At 35.8% G+C, this 19,385-nt stretch carries 20 protein-coding genes; 14 read left to right on the forward strand and 6 right to left on the reverse strand.

Annotated elements, in window-relative coordinates:
• Nucleotides 1-29: 29 nt before the first annotated feature.
• Both IPI65_08180 and IPI65_08185 read left to right on the forward strand, forming a co-directional pair.
• A complete protein-coding gene (locus IPI65_08180) occupies nt 30-191 on the forward strand; it encodes a hypothetical protein (GenBank protein ID MBK7441493.1) in 162 nt (53 codons plus the stop codon).
• On the forward strand, nt 188-487 hold the full coding sequence (locus IPI65_08185) for a hypothetical protein (protein ID MBK7441494.1): 300 nt from the start codon (nt 188-190) through the stop codon (nt 485-487). Before IPI65_08180 ends, IPI65_08185 begins: the two co-directional genes overlap by 4 nt.
• A gap of 694 nt (nt 488-1,181) precedes the next feature.
• Here IPI65_08185 and IPI65_08190 read toward each other — a convergent pair.
• Entirely contained in the window at nt 1,182-1,343 is a 162-nt protein-coding gene (locus IPI65_08190; protein ID MBK7441495.1) for a hypothetical protein, read from the reverse strand.
• Nucleotides 1,344-2,175: 832 nt separating this feature from the next.
• Here IPI65_08190 and IPI65_08195 point away from each other — a divergent pair.
• From IPI65_08195 to IPI65_08220, 6 genes are all read left to right on the forward strand, one after another.
• Nucleotides 2,176-2,322 carry a hypothetical protein gene (locus IPI65_08195; protein MBK7441496.1) on the forward strand — a complete coding sequence of 49 codons (147 nt, stop codon included), beginning with the start codon at nt 2,176-2,178 and terminating at the stop codon, nt 2,320-2,322.
• Between the two features lie 1,587 nt (nt 2,323-3,909).
• The gene (locus IPI65_08200) at nt 3,910-4,299 is read left to right on the forward strand and encodes a hypothetical protein (GenBank protein ID MBK7441497.1); all 390 of its coding nucleotides are present in this window, start codon (nt 3,910-3,912) and stop codon (nt 4,297-4,299) included.
• Between the two features lie 322 nt (nt 4,300-4,621).
• Nucleotides 4,622-4,822, forward strand: a complete 201-nt coding sequence (locus tag IPI65_08205; GenBank protein MBK7441498.1) for a hypothetical protein — start codon at nt 4,622-4,624, stop codon at nt 4,820-4,822.
• A 1,584-nt stretch (nt 4,823-6,406) separates the two neighbouring features.
• A complete protein-coding gene (locus IPI65_08210) occupies nt 6,407-6,646 on the forward strand; it encodes a T9SS type A sorting domain-containing protein (GenBank protein ID MBK7441499.1) in 240 nt (79 codons plus the stop codon).
• Nucleotides 6,647-7,146: 500 nt separating this feature from the next.
• Nucleotides 7,147-7,404: a hypothetical protein gene (locus IPI65_08215; protein MBK7441500.1), complete on the forward strand. Its 258-nt coding sequence runs from the start codon at nt 7,147-7,149 to the stop codon at nt 7,402-7,404.
• A gap of 1,178 nt (nt 7,405-8,582) precedes the next feature.
• Nucleotides 8,583-8,861 carry a hypothetical protein gene (locus IPI65_08220; protein MBK7441501.1) on the forward strand — a complete coding sequence of 93 codons (279 nt, stop codon included), beginning with the start codon at nt 8,583-8,585 and terminating at the stop codon, nt 8,859-8,861.
• A gap of 1,085 nt (nt 8,862-9,946) precedes the next feature.
• Here IPI65_08220 and IPI65_08225 read toward each other — a convergent pair.
• The 3 genes from IPI65_08225 to IPI65_08235 all read right to left on the reverse strand — a co-directional run bounded on the left by IPI65_08225 (nt 9,947) and on the right by IPI65_08235 (nt 12,749).
• A complete protein-coding gene (locus tag IPI65_08225) occupies nt 9,947-10,612 on the reverse strand; it encodes a T9SS type A sorting domain-containing protein (protein MBK7441502.1) in 666 nt (221 codons plus the stop codon).
• A gap of 73 nt (nt 10,613-10,685) precedes the next feature.
• Entirely contained in the window at nt 10,686-10,823 is a 138-nt protein-coding gene (locus tag IPI65_08230) for a hypothetical protein (protein MBK7441503.1), read from the reverse strand.
• A 9-nt stretch (nt 10,824-10,832) separates the two neighbouring features.
• Nucleotides 10,833-12,749: a T9SS type A sorting domain-containing protein gene (locus tag IPI65_08235; protein MBK7441504.1), complete on the reverse strand. Its 1,917-nt coding sequence runs from the start codon at nt 12,747-12,749 to the stop codon at nt 10,833-10,835.
• A 175-nt stretch (nt 12,750-12,924) separates the two neighbouring features.
• Between IPI65_08235 and IPI65_08240 the strand changes: the two genes are divergently transcribed.
• The 5 genes from IPI65_08240 to IPI65_08260 all read left to right on the forward strand — a co-directional run bounded on the left by IPI65_08240 (nt 12,925) and on the right by IPI65_08260 (nt 16,100).
• The gene (locus tag IPI65_08240) at nt 12,925-13,410 is read left to right on the forward strand and encodes a hypothetical protein (GenBank protein MBK7441505.1); all 486 of its coding nucleotides are present in this window, start codon (nt 12,925-12,927) and stop codon (nt 13,408-13,410) included.
• Between the two features lie 56 nt (nt 13,411-13,466).
• Nucleotides 13,467-13,997, forward strand: coding sequence for a hypothetical protein (locus IPI65_08245; protein ID MBK7441506.1), 531 nt, complete (start codon nt 13,467-13,469; stop codon nt 13,995-13,997).
• A gap of 82 nt (nt 13,998-14,079) precedes the next feature.
• Nucleotides 14,080-14,607 carry a hypothetical protein gene (locus IPI65_08250; protein MBK7441507.1) on the forward strand — a complete coding sequence of 176 codons (528 nt, stop codon included), beginning with the start codon at nt 14,080-14,082 and terminating at the stop codon, nt 14,605-14,607.
• An 890-nt stretch (nt 14,608-15,497) separates the two neighbouring features.
• Nucleotides 15,498-15,665 carry a hypothetical protein gene (locus IPI65_08255; GenBank protein MBK7441508.1) on the forward strand — a complete coding sequence of 56 codons (168 nt, stop codon included), beginning with the start codon at nt 15,498-15,500 and terminating at the stop codon, nt 15,663-15,665.
• 51 nt (nt 15,666-15,716) lie between these two features.
• Nucleotides 15,717-16,100 carry a cupin domain-containing protein gene (locus tag IPI65_08260; protein ID MBK7441509.1) on the forward strand — a complete coding sequence of 128 codons (384 nt, stop codon included), beginning with the start codon at nt 15,717-15,719 and terminating at the stop codon, nt 16,098-16,100.
• A 78-nt stretch (nt 16,101-16,178) separates the two neighbouring features.
• On the opposite strand, the gene IPI65_08265 is transcribed toward IPI65_08260, so the two are convergent.
• The gene (locus IPI65_08265) at nt 16,179-16,859 is read right to left on the reverse strand and encodes a nucleotidyl transferase AbiEii/AbiGii toxin family protein (GenBank protein MBK7441510.1); all 681 of its coding nucleotides are present in this window, start codon (nt 16,857-16,859) and stop codon (nt 16,179-16,181) included.
• Nucleotides 16,843-17,370 (reverse strand): hypothetical protein, encoded by a 528-nt coding sequence (locus IPI65_08270; GenBank protein MBK7441511.1) that lies wholly within the window; start codon nt 17,368-17,370, stop codon nt 16,843-16,845. Before IPI65_08270 ends, IPI65_08265 begins: the two co-directional genes overlap by 17 nt.
• Before the next feature lie 255 nt (nt 17,371-17,625).
• Between IPI65_08270 and IPI65_08275 the strand changes: the two genes are divergently transcribed.
• Entirely contained in the window at nt 17,626-18,846 is a 1,221-nt protein-coding gene (locus IPI65_08275; protein MBK7441512.1) for a T9SS type A sorting domain-containing protein, read from the forward strand.
• Nucleotides 18,847-19,385: the final 539 nt, after the last annotated feature.

Consider the following 19,385-nt stretch of genomic DNA (forward strand, 5'->3'; position numbering starts at 1 on the left):
TTGTATATTGTGAACATAAAATAAATAGAATGGAACAGGAAATCACGAATGTTGCCCTTCAAAACCTAAATGGAAATCTCGTTGGAATTCAAGGCCAAATGGAGCAACAAAAGGGTCCATTGGATGGTGTTTTGGAACTAAAGATGGATCATCGTAAACATGTCTTTACAGAGATAAAAAGTTTTGCGTGAAAATAAAGAACACTTATCAACTGCAACAGATGGAAGATGATTTCCGCAAAAATGATCATTTTCTTCTGTTAATGATATCTTTCAAAAATCAAAGAAGAATTCCGACAAAGAATCCCCTACCTGGAGGCCAACGGGAACTAATTTATGTTAAAAGGGTGGTTTTATTTGTTGATACCCAAAAACCTTTAGAGATAAGAAAAGAAAAACAAAACAGGGCATTCACCAAAACAGGGCTTAAGTGTTTTACCTCTGTTTGTGCTTACAAAGAAAAGCTATTCGAGTTAGCGAGGCATTAGCGGAAAATGCCAATGTAGGTTTTAGAGTAACATCCCACAGGTAATTGAAGGTTTTGAAAGAAAACCGGCTATCTGTTATCATTAAATAAGAAAACCTATCCCTGGGAAAGTAAAAGCGTTATTCCGAAGATGGATTGGCAGAATACGCAACGGGTTTTGGAGCTCCTAAATTGGTGAAAGAACGTTATACCATAAAAAGAAATTGGCAGGAAATAAAGTTTGATACCCGAAGCAGTTTGAACTGGTGAGCCTGCGGCAGATCAGCTCACCTAGACATTTAAAGCCAGAAGAAGTTATTGATTTATACCAAAGAAAATAGAATGGAACTTATAAAAATATAAGTTAGAAGTGCCTGATAAAAATGGTACGTAGAAGTGCTGGACATGTTTTGGAAAATCAATGCCAATAAAACTGCACCACCTACACTGGTGTATGGACTTGATATTGGAGGGAGAAAACAAAATAAAGGCACATAAAAATATACAATGAGTAAATCGACAAACTTTATAAAGCGCTATTGGCTTCCTTATTTCAAGAATCCTTTGATTGTATTGAACTTTGCGTGAGTTAGAAATTCCATATTGGCACCCGGTAGAATTGCAAGTGCTGTACTGGAATTACTTAAAACAGGCATTCAACCGGGCCGAGGATGCTAGGATATTGATTTTGTGTTATGGTTTCGAGTATAAAAGCATTATGATAAAATCAGTGCTGCATTAGCATCTAAAGGTTTAATAAAGTTGCGCACCATGGACGTTTTATTAGGGAAAGTTAGATAGCCATTGATTTCACTTCCTTTGGTGAAATAGAGGAAAAGAATACAGTTAACTTCAATGAGCGAAACGTTGATCTCCATTGTTAGGTTTTGGTGAAGTAATGGAGGAAGCGGTGCAGGTTGAATAGAAAAAATCTACAACATCTCCCACCACTTGCAGAGGGAATGGTATATTAAAATTAATAGCTTGAGCGACCGTCCTCAAGAAAGGGGGATGATCTTCAGATATCCTTAAGATCATACAAAACATTATTATAATTTGAAATGGGATGAAATCCTTAAGCATTGACACATCCTTAGATAAAGACTCTTTTGACCGGTTGATAGCAGAACAAGTATAGGTAGAAATTCCGATTATATTTGCAAAATCTGCAGCTTCTTCAGCTAGATATATTAAAGGTTTTAGAAACTAATTTGGAAGATGTTTCTAAATCGGCTATTGCAAAAGCATAGGCAATAAAATTGGATAAAAGAAATTAGTGCGCCTTTTGCCTTACTGGCGCATTCCAAAAGGAACAACACACGAGCATTAATGTACAGAATTACAAAAAAACACACAACCAATTTACATCATGGAAAATTTTAATTTATTTTAGACAAACTCAACTTACGATAAAACAAAATTATCGGTTAATCTGATGGGAAACAGAAGTCTGATTGTTTTAAGTGATGTTATAATTGGGAAGAAATGAAAGACTCTGATGACAAAATGGATAACAAAAGCTAATTCCAAAGGTGACAAATTGCCTCCACCTCAGATTTCATAGTCCGGGATTAGGCGCATTTGACACGAAATCCATAGTCATGAATGTTTGGAATTATTTGATTCAGTAATAAAGGAACTCCCCAATTACTCAAAGAATTAAATGAGGACAAAAAAGAAATGCAATTCATTGAATTTTAACTCATTCCTATGGAGAAGAAATTTTCGGCGAAAATTTTGGCTTTTGAAATTGCAGGATTAAACGCTTCAATAACCTGGGAAGAACCTGATTATTTAAGTTCACCGAAACATATATCAATTAGAAGTAGGATGAGTGCTAAAAGAAATGATGAATGATGAGTGATGAGTGGTTCTGTGTTTAATTCGAGTTCGGTAATTATTAAATACAATTTGGAAGTTATTTTATTATCCACTTCTTGCATCGCGTTTTACTGCGGTCGGAGACCGGTGTGGCGTCTGGAGTTGGAAACTCCACGACCGACAGCAACTGCAATTTCAAACGGGGTTGGAAATTGCAGTTAGGGACAATTATGATTTAGTAGATACTGATAATTTTGATTGTAAATTAAATTACTTTTGCGTTTACTTTCGTGGAGATACAGCGTGACATTTTTTTAATAAAAAATTCCAAAACATCTAAAGCTCTTAGGTTTACCAACCGGAAACAAGCGTGACATTTTTTTAACAAAATGCCAAAAAAACCAACCTCTTTAGATTTACTTGCCGAATAACGCTTTAAAGTGACTTTTTTAAAAATAAAATGCGCCAAAACACAAAACTAACCTGCTTAGATTTACCCACCGCTTAGGCAGGGTTGCATATTGCTAACAAAAGAATCCCCTGAGAAATAGTTAGAACCCTTTAGGTTCTACCCACGATCAGGCAGGGGTTCCATAATTTTGTGATAGAATAGATGCCATCAAATCCAGCCCGGATTGTAGTGAAAACAAACCAACTAATGTACAATGTGTTAATTGCTGATGTGCTGATTAACAGCCGGGTTTGGAGTAAAGATTCATTGTTGCTACATTAATTTGATACGGAGCTCCATTACAACTTGGAAAAATTTTAATTAGAAGGTTTGTTGCAACGAAAAGCCGGCAACGATTTTGATGGCGTGGGGATGTTGATGTTCAAAAACATACTACGATTTAAGTATTCCAACCATATAAATTTTAGGTGTATGTTCGCAGGGTTTTGCGGTGTTTTATTTTTTGGGGTGCGTGTTTATCAGTAAGCACGCAAAGGGCAAGAGGCGCGAAGGTTTTTTGGATGATGTATTTTTTAGCGGATGTGTTTTTTAGGGTTGAAGAAACTTAACGCGGAAATCGAAAGAAGAGAGAAACACAATTACAGGCATCAGCAGTGCAAAATTTAAAAATGAAATGATTTGGATAATTATATTCTTTATATGGTTGCTCATTTATTAATGCAACGAAAATTTATATATTTTCACCCGAAATAACTGTCGTAACAATTGAGACATAAATTAGTTTTAAATTTCCAATTAGAAAACAATTTTAGCAACTGCTATTGCTTTGGCACTAGTGCAGTCACCGCAACTATTTGCAAACTACCATACGCGCAAGTGAACAAAAATTCAAAAAAATGAAACCTTGCAGAGCCATTACCTGCGCAACAGGTGGGATAATAAAAAACGACTGCTCCTTTTTTGAGTAACGCTTGTGAAGGTGATACTGTTATTGTTTCAATTAGAACCATGCAGGTGAATTTGAATGATGCGGCGTCAAATATTGTTGATGATGCGGCAAAATGAACCCAGCATCGCCATTGAGGCTATTAACGACACTTTACATATTGCAACATTGGATGGCGGCAATTTGATGATATTGCAGTAATTGCGACAAGCAGGTTGGTCATATTCGAACGACGGAGGGCTACATGGAAATATGTCGATAATTGATGAAGGTAATTTCCGTTCGGACCCTGTTTTGGACTAAGATTTGCAGGGCAATTTTACCAATAGTCCGTCACCACCTTACCCTGATTAAATGTGATGTGTACAAAAGCACAAATGGTGGCGCTACCTGGGATGCGGGCACTTACGCTTATGGTGGTGATAAACAATGGATGGCCATAGACCGCACTAACGGCGTGGGTAGCGGAAATATTTATACCAATTGGACGGTTGATTATACTGCGTATACTACGGGAATTTTACGCTCAACAGATGGCACACGGGTTGTGAATCGCGTGAATATATTGAAGCTGAACCTTATTGCCGGTATGCCTGCTGTGGATGCCGTGACGGGATATTTATATGTGGTTGGCGGCGGGTTTCAGCAACGTTGACAGTTACGCGTTCACTTGCGCAAATTCCGGGTGCAACCATTGAATGGGATGCACCGGTTAGTTTTGTGGATTTAAATGGCAGCCTTTCTGGGTGGATTTGGGTGGTATTAACCGGAAGGATTGTTAGGACAGGCAAATATTGATATTGATCGCTCAGGCGGACCTGGACATGGAAATATTTATGTTTTAGCTTCGGTAGCTCCTTACAGTGGTCGGATGAAGGAGATGTGGCAGGAAAATGCACGATGGCGGACTAACATTTACCCAGAGATCCTATTTGGATTAACGATGAAAAAATGATGGAATACATTGGTTTGGCACTATGTCGGTAGCACCAAATGGCAGAATAGATGTTATATGGCCTGACACCGCGATGGTGGTGGTGGATGATTATTCGGCACTCTATTATTGTTATTCTGTTGATCAGGGTGAAACATGGTCGGCAAATATGAAATTATCCTCATCATTTGATCCGCATGTTGGTTATCCTCACAAAATAAAATGGGTGATTATTTTGATATGACTTCAGATGATAAAGGCGCACATTTTAGCATGGTCAAATACATTATTAGCGAAGAGGATGTGTATTACAACCAGAATATTAATTACTGAAGCTGCAAGTAGTTAATATTGATGATAACATAAATGCTTCAATTGCCATAACACCAAACCGGTTCGGCATTTTCATATTTCAGGAGTTGCCGATGCAAATGAAAATTTCGATAGTAAATATTGTAGGCGATATCATTATGATACAAACCGGTTAATGGTTCACAAGCCTCCAATTGATATTTCCAATTTGCGGCCGCATTTATTTTATAAAAATCGCATTTGGGGATGGAAGGTATTATACCAAACGTGTTATTAAGCAATAAACTAGGTTAGATTTATTAAGATGTTTGCAACATATTAAATTAGTCGAGAAACCGAGATGGCACCTAGAGGCGAGACACACCACGACAACAGCAACTGCATTTCAACGGGGTTGAACCCCTTTAAGAGTTGAATATTTTTAGCCCTCCAATGCCAATCAAAGGAATGTTCGAACCCCTATGGTTTACCTACCGATTGGGCGGGGTCCATAATTTTGTGATAGATTACATGATATTAGTAAATCTTAGCCTTCGGATTGGTGTGGAAACAAAACCAATTAATGTGCTGATGTGCTAATGTGTTGATGTGCTGATTAAACATGGGTTTTGAACAAATTTAATTGCGGTTTGTTGCAACGTATAGCCGGCAACGATTTTGTTGGCGTGGGGATGGTGATGCTTCAAAAATTTTGGTTGATATTATAAGTTCAGGAGGATTTAAGAGCCTTTTTAGCCGCATACCCTAATGGGTTAAAATCATTTGGCAGCTGTTATGGAAATTATTCGAATATTATTTTGAACAATAATTGGAACCTTCTTTAACTTAATTTCCATATCATGAAACACATTAAATTGACCGCTTATTCCCTAATGGCTTCGTTTTTATTCGCAAAAACAATGTTGAAGCAGAAATTGTACCACAGACATTATTCCTGATATTGTATTGGAAAATGATGTTGACTTTGACCCACTTGATTTGAACGGAATATATGATTTTCGTTTTTCGGTGCATCCAGGCCAGTATGCTGTATGGTGGTTATTACGGATCATATTCGTTTCCTCTACACCGTTCAGTGATAAATATGCATGCGCTTTATTTGGAATAATGCGATGGTAACACAATTTGTTGCACATCTACCTCTCAGGGATGCAGTATTTTTTTTTGCAGGTTAAAACCACTCGAGTCATGGGAATGGGTTAATATGTATGCATTTAATCATGTGGATACCAGTCAGGCACATATTGCATAAGTAAAAGGAAAGAGAGCACTGCTACTTATGCTCCAATTGGTGGTTGTTTGATTCAATTTGATTAATCCGTGGAATTATAATTTATTACACTGTGAGGACCGATACGCCAGTATTCCAATTTTACGATGAGCATGACTGTTTGCATTATGGTTGATTAGATGTGCGGTGCGGACTCAAACGAGCAAATTTGTAATTAAGATTTCGTACGCAAACATTTTAGGATTGGGCAGTTGAAACGGCCGATAAAGCAAGAGACATGTTGACATCAATGAGCATTTTTATCGGTGTAAACATTTAGTTGCGGCGTCGAGGAATATTATTATTGACCTGACACATTACATACAAATACAACAATGGGAAATTTTTGATATTACTGGAAAATTAATTTACACGGGTAATATTGAAATGCTTCATACACAAATTCCTTTGCACACTAATGGAAATTATTTAGTAGTAATAAATCAAGAAGGGAAAAATTTTGTAAAAAAAATTATGATGATTTAAAACAGCAACCTATAAAATAAAAACCCCATACAAAATGAAACCAAGATATTTAGAATATTCCGCTTCTGCCCTCTTTATTGGGCACAACAAATTTGCACGAAGACAAGTTAGCGGCTTACTAATCCGGAACCGGATATACGTATCACAAATATTTCTCCATATAGCCATGATGATAGCGTTTATATTGATATTAATGCAAATGGGATTGACGATGTACGTTGTATTATAACTACGACTTCTATTATGATGAAGTGGATATTCATATATTTGGTGATGTAATAGCAATAGCAGCAGAGTTCATTTGCTGATGGGTTTAACTATGGTGCGCTAATTTCGGATGCACTCGATTGGTCATCAGTTGAAACATTACGATTATATCGTTTTATTTCAGTATCATGGTGGTCAGGTTGTGATCAGATGCTACCTGGATTGGAGGCGAAACAACTTTTATTGGGCTAAAACTTAATATTGAGGATTCTACACATTATGGGTGGCTTAGATTGAGTTCACATGACATTGCTGTAAACGATTGTTATGTTGGTCCGGGAGTTCCAATTGACATATATGAATATGCTGTATCAGAAATACCGGATGCCCCTATTACTTGCGACCCGGGAAATATCAATAAGAATTTCAATTTAAAATTGGTAAATATGAATGATGCCGACTCATTCAATGAATTTGGATTTACCAGGCCTTATTATTCAGGTTACGAAGATTATAAGTTGCGCATTTTTGCAATCGACAATCCGAAGTAATTTAATTAGCTTTAAAGTTGCCGATGCACTTTTCATAGTTCTGAACGTTATGCTGAATTTTCTATGGGCGGAGGTGTGGAGCCATATTATATAACACATCAGCTTCCGGAAACATTGCTCACCATTGATGGATCTCATTCGATACCTTCAAAGACTATATTTTTTATACATGGTACCGCCACCGGGTGATACAAGTAATTTAACTTTGTCAAGTCCGGGAGTAAGTGGACAACTGTTTCGAATAGTTGGTGTCATATTGCGGCGGTAATATTACATATCATGCCACGATGCAACTTTAGGATTAGGTGGCATAGGAAATGACATTCTCCGATGATGATGTTAAACCTTCAGATATTCTTTATCGGTAGCATTATCTCCGGATTATGAACCCTATTTTGAGATTACTGATGTAATAGATACTTTGTCGTATATTGATCTTGCTACAGGAGCCGATTCTTATACTATTGCTCTTGTTGGTTTGGAAAAGGATATTATGAGATGCATTAATTCCTGGTGAAAATATTATGGTGTTGTTATGTCTCCCGCTGACACCTATTATTTTGACATTGGTTGTTATTATTCTGATGGTTCTTTGTGATGCCAACCAACACCAAATAGAAAATAATTCGGAAGTTGAATTCCAAATAACTCAATCAGGATCAAAGTTAGTTTTAAATTTCGAAACGAATTTAATAAATTATTCAAATGCATCTATTGAAATATTTACTTATGATGGTCTAAGTTGGGCAATAATAATATTACAAGTAATTCTATAACCATCGATTGCAGTTTAGCTTCTGGTCTTTATTTAATAAACTTAATCAAAACGGCAAGGCTTTGCAACAAATAAATTATTTATTGAATAACTGTTGCAAACGCTGATGAAGCTTAACCTCAAGATACTCCATGTGATATATTTTTAGCAATAGCGCAATTCCGTTTCCTAAATGTCGCAGGGTTTTGCGGTTTTTTATTTTTTGGGGCAGGAAGCCTGCTCGGACATGGGATGGTTTAACTCATTCGTATTGGAAGTGATACATTTAAAATAACAAATCAATTCGCTCCAAAGGTTACAGGGTTTCCGTTTTATTATTTAATTTCGACATAGTTTCAAATTATTAAACCACGAAACAACACAAAACCAAATGCACCAACCATGGAAAATTTTAATTTAATTTTTGGACCAATTGAACTTTCATGATAGTGATATCATTTCGGTTAATCTGGATGAAACAGGATGCCTGAATGTATTGATTGATTATTATAATTGGGAAGGAAATGAATTACATACTGAAACTTGGAAATACAAAAAACTGATTTTGAAAGTTGAATATTGCCGCATCTTCGGTTTAACAGTCCCGTCGTTAAATGGATTTGAAACTGAAAATATGAACCATGAACATATGGATTTATTTGATGCCATAAAACAGAAATTCCAAATTATATCAGTCAATTAAAAGTAGATAAAATTGATAATGTTGTTGCAATTCGTTTTTTAACACAATCGTTTGGCGAAGCCATTTTTGGTGAGACGAATGGATTTTTAGAAATTGCGGGTTTAAATGCTTCAATAACGTGGCAAGAACGCGGTGGGTTAGGTTCACCAAAACATATATCAGTTGTGGGTTAGGATGAGTGATGAGTAATGAGTGATGAGGGGTTCATTGGTTAAATCGGATTCGGTAAATATTAATTTCATTTTGGAAGTGATTTTTATTGTTCATTTCGCAGCACCGATTTACTGCGGTCGGAGACCGGTGTGGCGTCTGGAGTTGAAAACTCCACGACAATATAACCAGCAATTTTCAAGGGTTGAAAATTGCTGGTGGGAACAATTATGATTTGTTTAATAAAGATAATTTTGATTGTAAATTAAACTACTTTTGCGTTTAATTTCTTAATGATACTGAGTGACATTTTTTAACAAAATGCCAATTAAATAAACTGAGTTAGGTTTGCTAAACGGTGAGATATGTATGAATTTTTTTTCAAAATGCCATAAAACAACCTCATTAGATTTACCTCGCGATTTATAATAGTGACATTTTTTTAACAAAAATGCCATAAAACAATCTCTTTAGATTTACTTGCCGAATGATGCAAGAGTGACTTGTTTAAAAAAAATGCGTTAAAGCACAACACCAACCTCTTTAGATTTACCTGCCGGATGAGGTAGGGGTTGCATATTTTTAACATTAAGCCCCCCTAAAAATCGGATAGAACCCCTTTAGGTTTACCTACCGATTAGGCAGGGGTTCCATAATTTTTGTGATAGAATAGATACAAGTAAATCCTAGCCCGGATTGTAGTGAAAACAAACATATTTAATGTGCTAATGTGATGATGTGCTGATGTGCTGATTAACAGCCGGATTGGGAGTGAGGAATACATTATTACTACAGTATTTTCATACGGAGCTCTATTACAACTTGGAAAAAATTATATTAGGAGGTTTGTTGTAACGAAAAGCCGGAAGGGATTGCGCTGGCGTGGGGGATGGTGATGCTCCAATTATTACAAATCATTTAAGGCTGCTTTCGGATTAGAGGATTGAAATTGTTTTGGAAATTATATCACCATTATAATTACAGGTTGCGATATATATTCCTGTTTGCAGTGGGAGTTGAATTGATTGATTGCCTGCGGATAATTGTTTGCTAAAAACTTGTTTGCCGGATAAATCATAAATAATTAATTCGGTTTGATTAATATTATATGATGCATTTGTTTGAATAAATAATGTTGTTCCGTTGCAGGTGATATTTATTGGTTGTAATGATGATGTGGAAACGGACATAGTGCCTAAACTATCGCCTGCGATTATGGTTTTATCGGCTATTGTTTCATAGGCATAATCGTGAAGGGTTATTGATTTTGCGGAATCGGCAACTGTGGCGCGTATCCAACCATAATAATAATGTTCGTCGCGTTTTGTGCGGATACCGAAAAATGCTTCGCCTCCTGCTCCCCACTTTCCTTCTTCATTATAAAATTCACCGGCCGAATCAACAACAAATTCCGCTGCAAGTTGAGCATAACCATCCTGAAAACTCAGCATTACACCGATTGGATATGCAAACGGTATCATATATGGGCGATAGGTCATAAATGAACTATACATAACACTTCCTTCCGTAAAATATGTTCCGGCAATCCAATTATTATAATTTACAACACCGGCAAATACCCGATCAAAATAAAAATTCACTGAACCATAATCAGGAGCATAGCCTCCTTGATCAGCATAAACCTGAAATCATTATTACCATCCTGATCAAAATCTAAAGATATAGTTCCCCGTCATCATCTAAAACAACGTCCGGTTCAATATCAACATGAATAACTTCTGCCTGCAGGTTTTGTGTTTGTAAAAAAACGGCAGAAAAAATAGCGTAATCTGTAAGGGTAAATTTTGACATACCAATAATTTAAAGGATAATGAATTTTGATGAAAACACATGTTGCTCGTTTCCGGATTTAATAAAATAAGTGCCGGATGCGAGATTACTTAATTCGAGTGTGATTTTTGTATTTGGTAAACAGGTATAAACAAGTTGACCGGAGATATTGTAAATATTACAATAAGTAATTACTTCGGGCAACAAGATGGTGCAATTTCCGCTTGATGGATTCGGGTAAATAAAAATCTGACCGGGTTCAATATTACTATCAAACCAAATTGGTTTTGTCCATGTAACACACCCATCAGCTTGTGTGGCGCTTGCTGTATAGTAGCCGGAATACAAGGGCAAAATAACCTGACCGGTTTGTTCCATCATTAAACTATCGTTCACATACCAGGTCCATGCAACACCATCCGGTGCTTTAAGCACATTATCCTGCAACGTTAAAGATGATAAAACGGTATCGCAACGATTTTCATAAGCGATATAGGCATCATATTGAAATTGCAACTGCAGGTTTGTTAAAACATCCGGACCAAATTGAAGTGTATCACCACTAAAACTTCCGGTCATCACTTTATTACCGAATCTGTCCCAGTTAATTACAGGACTATGGCTGGAATATTCCAATTCCTGATGATAACAATCTATAGCGTTGAATGCATCATCTAATTCCAAAACAACAGGGTCAGATTTGATTGAAGTGTTATAAATAATATTTTCGCCACAAGAAACCGAATCAATTAAATTTAATGTAGCATACCAATTTCCGGTTGGTGCAATATACAATTGGCTCGCTGCATTCCCAATTTGTTGAGGCATTATATCAGCTCCTAAAAAAAATCCATTTCTATCAAACGACAACATGCGATTTGTATAATAATATTCAGCATCACTATAAACTGTATCTCCCAATACTGTAATGTATGGCCTATCGAACGAAATAAATTGTTTGTAACCGTCCTGCACTTCAAATCGGTTATAAACGGTAATTGGTTCATCAGCAACATTGTGCAACCACTGCACTTCACCCATTATATTTAATTTACCCCAGAAACTACAATTTGCAGTTTCCGACATACAAGTTATTGAGAAATCATCAATTGTTAATTGATTAACATCTACATATGATTCATAATCACCATAAATGAGTATTTCGTCATTTTTAATTGACTGCCCGTGAATTTCATTAACTTTTCCTTGTATTAATTTAGCCCAATCAACAACATTATTGCTATTGTAATGCGCAATATAAGCCTGAGTTTCAGTTAAAGGATTATATAAAATGGTATCACCAAAATCGACTTGCGCATAATATCTGAGGGTTCCCGTAATATAAAAGCCGCCGTAATTATCCGCTATGATATTGGCAACATCGCAACCGTCCTCATAAATGTGTGCCCATGTTATTTTACCATTTGCATCAAAACGTGCGGCAAATCCGCTGTTACTATTATCACCACCGTCAACATTAAGAATTAAGGTATCAACCATAATTCCATAGTAGGTAATATGACCTGCAACAAAACTCTCACCAAAATTATTTATATCAGCATCTCTAAAAAATAAATCTGTTTCCCAGTAGCCAGGGGCACAAAATATTTTATTAGCCCATTTTAATTCCCCCTGTGTATTTACTTTTCCAAAATAAACTCCGACTGCATCATTTTCGTAGGGATTTATAAGCATAGTATCGCCCCATTGAATGGCACTACTAAAGAACGCTCCTGAAACAAGCATTTCACCCTTTGCATTAGTGCTCACTTTTTGAATTTCATCGTTGTAATTTCCATGCACCTGACTGGCCCAGCCCCAGTTGAATTGTTGGCCATAAGCTACATTACAGGGATGAAAAATTAATGCATAGCAACTATAAATTATCACATAAATGGATAACCGATTGCAATTTACATTGCTGTTGCGGGAGGTAAACGTGCTCATATCGGGTTTATGATTATAAAGATATTAAATATATGACTAATTACAAACCATTGTAGTTGCACCGATTACAGGATTTAAACTATGCCGGGGATTTGGGCCGGGAGCTTACTAGGCAAAGGCAGCTATTTGCAATTTCATTTATTTTAAAATACCTTAGTTGTATTTATTTGTAACCATGAAAATAAAATGTGCCATCTTTTTAGCGCTATTCGTTTTTGCGATTATCGGTTGCAACAACCAATATAAATATTGGGATATTGAAAAATTTCATATGGATGAGCAAGCCCTGAAAGATAAAGAGCCTATAAAACTCATTTATAGCAGTCAGGGACCAAACTACAATAAGAATATGGATTATTATGTTCAAATCATAGCTGTTTCGCAGGAGACGGGTGATACCGTTAATATTTTATCGCCCATTACCAATGGATTTAAAGAAAGTGATGGCGATTCAACTTTTATTTTTGTTAGTAAAGAAAATATTGCGTTTAAATTATTACAAATGGACAGTGAAAAAATAAATGAGATAAAAGATATTGAAAAAATTGCGGAAGAACCTGAGAAAAAAATAACGAAAGTTGCCCGCGATCCGGAATTTGATTTTATTGCCGATAACAATTATCCTACAATTATTGGTATGGTTGGTATGGATGGCAATTGATATGTGTATGGAGGCTTGTTCAGTTTACCAAATTAAGTTTTAAATTATATTTACGTATGGAATCAATTATTGGAATTATAATTACGGCTTTAGCAATTGGTGGAATTGTTGCTGTAATTGCATTAGCAAATAAAGCTTCAGCATCGGCACCCCTTAAAACCGACGCGGGTGATGATTTATTTAAGATTCCGAATGTGTACCGGTATTTAGGTTTTATTTTGATTGCGCTCACATTAATTATGATAGGCCTAAGTATACGGGATTATAAACCCGGCGACTGGAGTTTAATAGTATTCTTATTTTTTTTCGGTTCAAGCGGGTTTATGGTGTTTCGTCAACGCAGGGTTGAATTTCGGCTTACGGAGGAAGCGGTAACAAAGCGAACTGTGTTTAATAAATTAATAGTGATTCCACTGAATGAAATTACCTCAATAAAATTTAGCAAATTTTCGCAACAATTAACCATTCGTTCGACTAATAAAAAAATTATTTGTCACCAACACGTGGTTGGTTTTTTTGCGATGGTAGATAAACTCAAAAACAAAACCGGAATTACTGATATTAAAATACCAACAAACAATAGGTAGCATGTAAACCGAATTAAAAATGAATCTGATGAAAACTAGATTTTTTCAGCTTACCAAATTAGGTTTTAAATAATATTCATGTATGGATTCAATTATTGGAAATATAATCACGGCTTTAGCAATTGGTGCTGTAATTGCATTAGCAAATAAAGCTTCATCATCGGCACCGCTTAAAACCGAAGCGGGTGATGATTTATTTAAGATGCCGAATTTGTACCGGTATTTAGGTTTTATTTTTATTGCGCTCGGATTAATTATGATAGGTCTAAGCATACGCGATTACAAACCCGGCGACTGGAGTTTAATATTATTCTTTTTTTTATTTTTTTTCGGTTCAGGCGGGTTTATGGTGTTTCATCAACGCAGGGTTGAATTTCGGCTTACGGTTGAAGCGGTAACAAAACGAACAGTGTTTAATAAATTAATAGAGATTCCATTGAATGAAATTACTTCAATAAAATTCAGCAAATTTTCGCAACAACTGACCATTCGTTCGGCTAATAAAAAAATTATTTGTCACCAACACGTAGTTGGTTTTTTTGCGATGGTAGATAAACTCAAAAACAAAACCGGAATTACTGATATTAAAATACCAACAAACAATATGTAGTATTTAAATCCAATTAAAAATGAACTTAATAAAAACTAATAAAATATTCAACTACTTTGTTTTAACAATATTAAGTTGTTTCGTTTTTTCCTGTAGCAAAGAATCAACCGGTTGTTATGATGCCAAATTTCACGCTGAACACAAAGGTGATATTTGTAACACTTCTTGCCCCGGCGTAATTGGCTGTGATGGTAAATTTTATTGCAATGCATGTGAAGCAAACAGGCAGGGGATTAGGGTGGAGTAAGAGTGAATTCTATTTAGTGCTCCTAAATAAATTATCATTTACTGCGGTCGGAGACCGGGGTGGCGTCTGGAGTTGGAAACTCCACGACAACAGCCACCAGCAATTTTCAACGGGGTTGAAAATTGCTGGTGGGAACAATTATGATTTGTTAGTTATTGGTAATCTTAATTATAAATTAAATTACTTTGCGTTTAATTTCTTAATGATACTGAGTGACATTTTTTTAACAAAAAATGCCATAAAACAATCTCTTTAGATTTACTCCCGAATGATGCAAGAGTAACTTGATTAAAAAAAATGCGATAAAGCACAACATCAACCCCTTTAGGGGTTGCATATTTTTAACAAATATCTCCCCACTAATCGGATAGAACCCCAGCGGGGTTCCATAATTTATGTGATAGATAGCAAAGCAGTATATCCTAGCCCGGATTGAAGTGAAAACAAACAAATGTACCAATTTGATAATGTACCGATGTACCAATGGAACAGCCGGTTTTGAGCATGCATTTAATTATTGGTTTGTTGCAACGAAAAGCCGGTGTGGATTGTGCTGGCGTGGGGGATGGTGATGCTCCAACATATATAATGATTATAATATTATGATTTATATTTGATATTCATTAATAAACACCTATTTGTTATGGTAATTCTTTATATCATCGGCGGCATTTTAATTTTACCTGTTATTTATAATTTATTATTCCCGTTGAAAAAACCGGAGTTGAATAATTATTTTAAGGCGGGTCAAACATATACCTCAACGGGTGAAGGTATTACCCAAAAAAATTTTACGGCAGGAAGGAAATAAAGTTTTTGTGAACTGACTTTGGCGCCACATGCAGCGGGGCCGCCTGAACATATGCACGAACATATGCATGAAACTATTAGTGTTGTGAGTGGCACTTTGAATTATAAATTAAATGGAAAAGAGGAACAGGTTGGTGCAGGTGGACGCATTAATTTTCCCGCAGGGGCTTACCATAAAATGTGGAATACTACCAATAACGAAGTAGTGCTGCGTTCGGAAAAACCGGAAGATTTTGTGCCTGTTGAATTTGTTTATTCGCTTGATCAGTTATATCCATTAATGCAATCGAATGGGCTTACATTAAAAATGTTTGCAAAAATTTGTGTGTTGGATGAATTGTTCGATTCTGTTCCTGCCGGTCCACCACCCGTTTTTTTTCGCATTATAAAAAAGGTGGTGAAACCTTATGCGCGCATTTTTGGGGTAAAGCCGTAGTTATAAAAATTTCGCATTTATTGGTTGATTTTTCGCACTATTGAGGCGCGTTACCTCAACAACATCTGTCTGATAACATTACATTGCAATTTTTTTCAATTCTTCAAGAATAGCAACTGTCGCCGGGGGAAATCCTCTTTCCACATGCGCATCTATCCATTCAGAATGGTTTGGATTAAGCAATAAATTGCGAAACTCATCGCGCAAATAATTTTTTACTTCTTCATTTGAATTAATTATTTCCTCCCAAATTGTCGCTCGGTTTTCTAAGACATAAATTATGTCTTCAAAATCCTGACTCATTCTACCATCATTATTTCCGCGACCTTTAAATGCTTCAAATTTTGTAGCTAAGAAATAGGGAGCACTTAATATTTTTATAGTACATTGTTCATCAATTTGGTAATCAACTGCCTGATTAAATCCATCAGGGTACCACTTATTATTAAATCCGACAGAAGAATCGTTTGTAGGTATAATATCGACGATTATACCATGAATTTTATAGCGGCAAATTACACCAGATTCAATATCGGGAGCAAAGCCAATATTTCGTAGTTTCTCTTCCAGTTCCGTTCTATTTTGGTAGTTTAATATTTCTATAATTACATCTACATCATCAGTAGGCCTTACTTCAAACACTTGTCTATCAGGGTATAGCGATATAGTGGCTCCGCCGACAAAGACAATTTTTTTGTTTAAATCATCTAAAGCTTTGGCAACGGCTTTAATTCTAATTGTATTAGTGTGATGACTCATTGGAAATAATTTTATTCAATTCATTAATCGCATATTTAATTTCTCTGACTTTTCCGACACGAACAACATCAACTAAAGCCAGCAATTTATAATAATCCTGATCTTCCATAACAGCCTCAACCTGTTTTGGATAAAAGGGTTCAATCGTTAAACCCATAACTTTCCCATTAGTGTCAGGCCATACATAATGCATGTCGCTTATAAATTTATTTTGCATAAATGGATGGGAATGTGCAGTAGGAATACCTCTTACCATAGCTCCGGGTTGCTGAGGAAATACATATTTTACACCATGTTCCAAAAATTCGAGAAAATTTTGACGATTAATTTTTTTCTTATTAAAATCTATCAAATTAGCCAGGCGACTTCTGTTTAAGGATTCTGATATTTCAGATATACTTATTTTTATTGAGTTCGAAAGTCCGACCAATTGCCAATGTTCCTGTTCTATAGCGACTATTTTCAATAGAACAGCAATATCTTGTGGACGCATGCCATTGTGCTTTCTCATAGTGCAAATATAGGCACGATTTCGCATTTCGCATAACGCGAAACGAGAAATTTGGAACAAATTGAAATTCATTTAAACTCGACTTGCTAGCCTAATTGGCGGAATCGCTCGTTTAATGCGGTCAGAGATCGGCGTGGCGTCTGGAGTTGGAAACTCCACGACAACAAACCCTAGGAGACTGGTTGAAACCAATATCAATCAAGAAAAATGTGAACAATCTCACCTTCCCGGTGTTAGGAGACTAAACTTAGCATCATGAAAAAACTATTACTTGGCCTCGCAACAGTATTTACCCTTAACGCCACTACCAACGCTCAAATCAGTCTTATTGGAGCTTCCGTTAACGATTCAACAGCTAAAATTGACGTTGTTCAGTGGGAAGCGTTTGATTCTTTGTCGGTGACCGTAACGCCATCGTTTTTGGATGGTTATTATTTTTCCTCTTCAGCATTTGATGCATACAATGCGAATTACTACTTAACGGGACTTTCGGGTGACAGTTCGGGTTTGTATTCTTTTAATTCGGGAACTGCTGAGGAAAATCTGGTTGATGGTTCTGCATATTCCAATATATCAGAATTTGATATGAGCACCGGAAAAATGTATAACCTCATTATGGAAACGGATGAAAATATCAGCATTTACGAATTTAATGTGAACACGAATGAAGATAGTTTAATTGGTATTATTAATGAGCCCGGCGTGATTGGTATTGTTACTGATGCAATTGGTTTTGATTCCAACAATGGTATTATTTACTATGTAGGCTACACGAATGATTCTGCTATAGGTTTATATGCCATTTCGGTGAGAGATAGTGTTTTTTCATATACAAGAACTATTTTAAATACTACAGCACCAATAAATAATATTTTTGGTGTTAATTATGATAATGAGAATGATAAATTATTCGCTTTAAATGATACTTACGACACGTTATTTAATTTCAGTGGAAGATATGTTATTGAAATAAATACAGTAACCGGTGATATTATTAACCGTGTCGATTTAGCTGAATTCCCATACTACGTAGGTGGTTCGTCTTGTTTTGATCAAAATACCAGTACGTATTTAATTGCAGCCATCGACACTACCAATTTGCTTAAAATGGTTGCGATAAATACCTTAACCGATACGTATGTATCCGGATTTATTCCAAGTTTAGTTTCTGAAATTGTTTGTGATAATTCGCAATTTGCAAAAAATAAATATGCCAGCACATCAATAAATCAGGAATTGGCTTCCAGCTTAAATGTATATCCTAATCCTGTTACATCGGTATTGCGTATTGAATATACTTCATCGAGCCCGGTTTTGGTTCAGGTGTCTGATTCACATGGCAAACAATTAATCACACGCAATTATAACTCCACTAATAAAATTGATTTAAACTTGGAATCATTTGCACCGGGACTTTATATCGTAACCTTAATTAGTGGTGAAGAAACTGTTTCTCAGAAGATTATGGTAATGTGATGAGGGATGAGTGATGAGAGATGAGTGATTAAAATCAAATTAATCTCATTATTTAACAGCCATAACCGCGAAGTCGCGAAGGCCGCTAAGGAACGCTAAGTAGATTGTAAAATAATCTTTGCGTTTTTTAGTGGCTTTTTTTTATTGGTGGTTTCGGCTGTTTAAATAATGTCAATTTTAGAAAAAAAGAAAAAGTCATAAACGTAATTCAATCTTTTCGATAAACCACTCAGTATTAATTTAATTCCACCTTTAACAGCCGAAACCACAAAGTGCACGGAGGAAACAGCCCACAAAGAACACAAAGAATTTTTCGAAAAAATTTAATTATACAATTTATTGAAAATTAATCACAATAAATAACAATTTTAGCCGAAATTCTCCGTGACCTTTGTGTGTATTTCCTCTGTGTTGCTCCGTGGTTTCGGCTGTTTAAATAATGTCAATAGAAAAAGAAAAGTCATAAACCTAATTCAATCTTTTCGATAAACCACTCAGTATTAATTTAATTCCCCTTTAACAGCCGAAACCACAAAGTG

The organism is Bacteroidota bacterium (genome assembly GCA_016706255.1).
Taxonomy (GTDB): Bacteria; Bacteroidota; Bacteroidia; order Chitinophagales; family BACL12; genus UBA7236.

Coding starts and splice junctions, on each gene's coding strand:
- IPI65_08270 (MBK7441511.1), bottom strand. CDS start 17,370: ATGAGAAAGCACAATGGCATGCGTCCACAAGATATTGCTGTTCTATTG.
- IPI65_08250 (MBK7441507.1), top strand. CDS start 14,080: ATGGATTCAATTATTGGAAATATAATCACGGCTTTAGCAATTGGTGCT.
- IPI65_08245 (MBK7441506.1), top strand. CDS start 13,467: ATGGAATCAATTATTGGAATTATAATTACGGCTTTAGCAATTGGTGGA.
- IPI65_08275 (MBK7441512.1), top strand. CDS start 17,626: ATGAAAAAACTATTACTTGGCCTCGCAACAGTATTTACCCTTAACGCC.
- IPI65_08205 (MBK7441498.1), top strand. CDS start 4,622: ATGTCGGTAGCACCAAATGGCAGAATAGATGTTATATGGCCTGACACC.
- IPI65_08240 (MBK7441505.1), top strand. CDS start 12,925: ATGAAAATAAAATGTGCCATCTTTTTAGCGCTATTCGTTTTTGCGATT.
- IPI65_08195 (MBK7441496.1), top strand. CDS start 2,176: ATGGAGAAGAAATTTTCGGCGAAAATTTTGGCTTTTGAAATTGCAGGA.
- IPI65_08255 (MBK7441508.1), top strand. CDS start 15,498: ATGGTAATTCTTTATATCATCGGCGGCATTTTAATTTTACCTGTTATT.
- IPI65_08265 (MBK7441510.1), bottom strand. CDS start 16,859: ATGAGTCATCACACTAATACAATTAGAATTAAAGCCGTTGCCAAAGCT.
- IPI65_08200 (MBK7441497.1), top strand. CDS start 3,910: ATGAAGGTAATTTCCGTTCGGACCCTGTTTTGGACTAAGATTTGCAGG.
- IPI65_08190 (MBK7441495.1), bottom strand. CDS start 1,343: ATGGAGATCAACGTTTCGCTCATTGAAGTTAACTGTATTCTTTTCCTC.
- IPI65_08180 (MBK7441493.1), top strand. CDS start 30: ATGGAACAGGAAATCACGAATGTTGCCCTTCAAAACCTAAATGGAAAT.
- IPI65_08260 (MBK7441509.1), top strand. CDS start 15,717: ATGCACGAACATATGCATGAAACTATTAGTGTTGTGAGTGGCACTTTG.
- IPI65_08235 (MBK7441504.1), bottom strand. CDS start 12,749: ATGAGCACGTTTACCTCCCGCAACAGCAATGTAAATTGCAATCGGTTA.
- IPI65_08230 (MBK7441503.1), bottom strand. CDS start 10,823: ATGTCAAAATTTACCCTTACAGATTACGCTATTTTTTCTGCCGTTTTT.